Here is a 2,481-nt window from a genome sequence, read left to right on the forward strand (position 1 = left end):
TGTGGTCGTAAAGCCCCCCCCCACAAGCTATATCTTGTTTTTTTTTTTCCAGAAGGAGATGGCATAGGAGTTGGGAGTCTGTCTCGTGGGCTAGGAGATGTGTATGAGAGACATGACGCCCGCCCGCCGTACGGGATCAACTACGCCAGGCACCTGTTCGCCTGCGTCCGCGCGGCGGTCATGCCGTGCGGACGCAGGCGGACAGGTGCCTGGCGTAGTTGTCCTCGTAGGGCGGGCGGGCGTCCTCGTCGGGGCCGAGGTCGATGATCTCGTCGAAGCTCGTGTTCTCGCGCAGGAACCGCTCGACGCGGGCCGGGTCCCAGCCGCGCAGCGACTCGGCGAACCAGGCCTCGTTGTCCTGGCCGGTGTCGAAGAACAGCACCCGGCCGGTGGCGCGGTCGAGGAGCTTGATCAGCTCCTCGGCGCTGACGGAGCCGCGGCCGAGGACGAAGTGGTGCAGCAGGCTGAAGCACGACACCACGTCCCAGCGGCCGGCGTCGTGGCCGCCGAGGAACTCCACGCAGTCGCCGGTGGCGATGACGCCGTCCGGGAGGCCGTAGATCGCCTGGCCGAGCGGGACGGCGAGCGGGTCGCGCTCGATGCCCTCGGCGTCGAAGCCCCGCTCCGTCATCTGGGACACGAACCAGCCGTAGCAGCTGGCGACGTCCAGGTAGCGGCCCCCGGCGATGCCGCGCTCGCCGAGGAACGCGTCCATCTTGGCGAGCCGGTCGGTGCACTGCCGGACGGTCGTCCAGCCGCCCCGCAGCTCGGGCGCGTCGATCGGCTGGTACAGCTCATGGGTGCCGTCGAGCCAGCTCATCTTGAGCAGCAGGTCCTGCAGGGGGGTGGTGACGGGCAGCCACTTGGCGACGACGTTGGCGCCGTCGGCGCCGCCCATCGCGGCGATCGCGAGGCGGTGGTGGCCGTCGAGGATCTGGTACTGCTCGGAGCCGCGCACCGGCGCGACGAGGACCGGGTCCTGCGGGCCGCTCTGCTGCGGGCGGGGCGTCCCGCCGGGCACCTCCTCGCCGCGGTAGCGGGCGATGAACGCGCGCGCCGCCGCGAGGACGCCGGCCGGGTCGGTGCCGCCGAAGTAGTTGCCGCCCGCCTCGATGCAGCGCAGCCCGAGCCGCCCGTAGGCGCTCTCCAGGATGTCGTCGTCGGACAGGTCGGGCCGCTCGTCGGCGAGGCGCAGCAGCGCGACGTGCGGGCCGTCCAGGAACGGGGTGGACGGCCACAGCAGGTCGCCGGTGCGGTCGGCGAACTCGCGGGCCGTCCAGCCGCCCTGCGCGCCGACGAGGAGCTGGTCGAACCGGACCGGCACCTTCCACGGGCGGCGCAGCACGGCGGTGGACACCGCGACGCGGGCCGCGGCCGGGATCGGCAGGGAGCGCCCGGCGTCGACCAGCCGCCCGTACACCGGGCCGCTCGGCGCGAGGCCGCTCTTGCGCAGCACCGCGCGGGACTTGCGGCGTACTTGGTCAATTCCCGTGGGCATGGGCGCTCCTGGCAGGTGTCGTTTCCGTGGTCGGCGATTCGGGGGCCGGTGATTCGGCGGCCGGCGGTGCGGTGGTGGCGCGTCCCCGCCGCCCCGGCAGCAGGGAGGCGAAGGCGGTGAGGGACAGCCGCTCGCGGCCGACCCAGAGTAGGGCAACGTACAGGATCGCGCCGGGGACCAGCCCGGCGGCGAGCGCGGCCGGGCTGGACCCGGCGGCGAAGCGGACGGCCAGCGGGATCGCGGCGAAGCTCAGCAGCGCCGACCCGCCCGCCCAGAACAGCCCGGCGCTCGCCGGGGACATCCCGAGGATCCGCCGGACCTGGACGAGGGCGAGCAGCGTCCGGATGAGCAGCGCGCACGCCCGCGCCATCGCCGCGCCCGCGATCCCGAACGGCGGGATCAGCAGCACGTTCAGCACCAGGTTCACGCCGAGCGCGGTGCTCTGGTTGACCAGGCTGAGCCCGCTGCGGCCCGCCATCAGCAGCATCACGTCGCGGGCGCCGGTCGCGGTCGCCACCAGCATCGCCATCGCGAGGATGACGGTGACGACCTCGCCCGTCCCCCGGTATCCGTCGCCGAACGAGCCGACGTACACCGGCGCGCCGACCGCGATCGACAGGTGCACCGGCCAGGCGAGCGCGAGGTTCCAGGACGCGCACACGGCGAAGATCCGCTGCGCGCCGGTCCGGTCGGCGAGCGCCATCAGCCGGCTCACCGCGGGCTGCATGACGTTCTGCACCGCCTGGGTGGCGAGCTGGCTGATCACGATGAACCGGGTGGCGGCGGTGTAGACGGCGGCCTCGCGGGGCGAGCTGAGCGCCGCGACGAGCACGATGTCGGCGCGCTGGGGATCTTCGCCGTGTGCGCGTCCTGGAACCTCGCGCTCGCCTGGCCGGTGCACCTGTCGATCGCGGTCGGCGCGCCGGTGTACGTCGGCCCGTTCGGCGACGGATACCGGGGGACGGGCGAGGTCGTCACCGGCA

The 2,481-nt window shown here is 73.1% G+C and carries 2 protein-coding genes; both read right to left on the reverse strand.

The window, feature by feature from the left end; genetic code table 11:
• Positions 1 to 178: 178 nt before the first annotated feature.
• Entirely contained in the window at positions 179 to 1,498 is a 1,320-nt protein-coding gene (locus tag HUX53_RS01660; RefSeq protein WP_176401396.1) for a ParB N-terminal domain-containing protein, read from the reverse strand.
• The gene (locus HUX53_RS01665; protein WP_309236995.1) at positions 1,482 to 2,330 is read right to left on the reverse strand and encodes an oligosaccharide flippase family protein; all 849 of its coding nucleotides are present in this window, start codon (positions 2,328 to 2,330) and stop codon (positions 1,482 to 1,484) included. The genes HUX53_RS01660 and HUX53_RS01665 overlap by 17 nt, the downstream gene beginning before the upstream one ends.
• Between the last annotated feature and the right edge of the window lie 151 nt (positions 2,331 to 2,481).

The organism is Actinomadura sp. BRA 177 (genome assembly GCF_013372625.1).
Classification (GTDB): Bacteria; Actinomycetota; Actinomycetes; order Streptosporangiales; family Streptosporangiaceae; genus Spirillospora.